This is a genomic window from Arhodomonas sp. KWT (assembly GCF_010993615.1).
In genome coordinates this window covers 1-1176 of the sequence record NZ_WNXE01000503.1, presented here as the reverse complement: position 1 = coordinate 1176, position 1176 = coordinate 1, and the positions used below count along the sequence as shown (strand labels likewise).

The following is a 1176-nucleotide window of genomic DNA, read 5'->3' as shown; positions in this document are numbered from 1 at the left end:
ACCGTGACGGTGGCCGCGGGGGCGCTGGTCAACGCGCGCAACGCGCAGGAGGCGTCGGCATCCGGCGATCTCACCATCACCGCCGCCGCCAGCGACGTCCAGCTCGCCGGCGAGGCGGATGCCAGTGCCACCGTGACCGTGGCCGGCACACTCAGGGGCCGGGATATCACCCTCGATGCCGGCAGCTTCGCCGAGGTCTCGCCGTCCTTCCTGTCCGGCGTGCTCGAGATCACCGACGATGCCAGCAACTTCTCGTCGCTCTATGAGCGTCTTCAGGGTTATGGCCGCGACGGCTTCAGCGGTCTGGTGGACGCCATTCCCAGTGATGATCCGGACCAGCTCCAGGCCGTGCAGGACATGGTGGCGGTCTCCATCGCCCGCTCCGACGCCGAGGTCACCGTCAAGGGCACGGCGACCCTGACCGCCGAACGCGACGTGTCCGTCGACGCGGACGCCGTGCGCCGCGTCGACAACGGCGCCGACGGCGATTTCGGTGCCTACAACAAGGCGATCCCGTTCAACATGGGCGTGGCCTACGGCGAGCTCGACGGGACCACCAGCGCGCGCATCGACTCCGGCGCGACGGTCAATGTCGACGGCGACCTGGACGTCACCGCCAGCAGCGAGAACACCCTCCGCCAGAGCGCGGAGGCGATCAACCAGCACGACGCCGAGGGCAACGCCCTGACGACCATGGGCTTCGCCCTGGGGGTGGCGGTCACCAGCAGCGAGACCACCGCGCTGGTCGACGATGGCGTGACGCTGAATACCACCAACGACTCCGATGTCCTGGTCAATGCCTTCACCCGGCAGTCGCTGACGAACGACGTCAGCTTTTCGGCCATCGGCAAGGGGGCCGTCGCGGCACCGGCCGTCGCCGTTGCCGACTACGACAGCACCACCAGGGCGGTCTTCCGGTCCGACCTCTCCGCCGGCGGGGACCTCTCGGTGCAGGCCCTGGACCTGGTGGATGCGCAGCGTAACAGCGCCCGCGCCAAGGCCGGTGCCGGTTTCGTCGACTGGCTCGCCCGGGACGTGAAGGCGTCGTACCGGCTCCAGGCGCCGTACCTGGACTTCCTCACCCGCAGGATCAACAGCACGTTCAATCTCGCCGCCAGCGACGGCGGCAGCGGCTCCACGCCGCTGCGCCTGGGGTCCGCGGTCGCGATCGCCGAC

1 protein-coding gene is annotated in these 1176 nt (G+C 69.6%); it reads left to right on the top strand.

Annotated features, from left to right (window positions below; translation table 11 throughout):
- Nucleotides 1-1176: hypothetical protein (locus tag G7A99_RS20245; protein WP_163143641.1), on the top strand; the 1176-nt coding region annotated here is incomplete at both ends.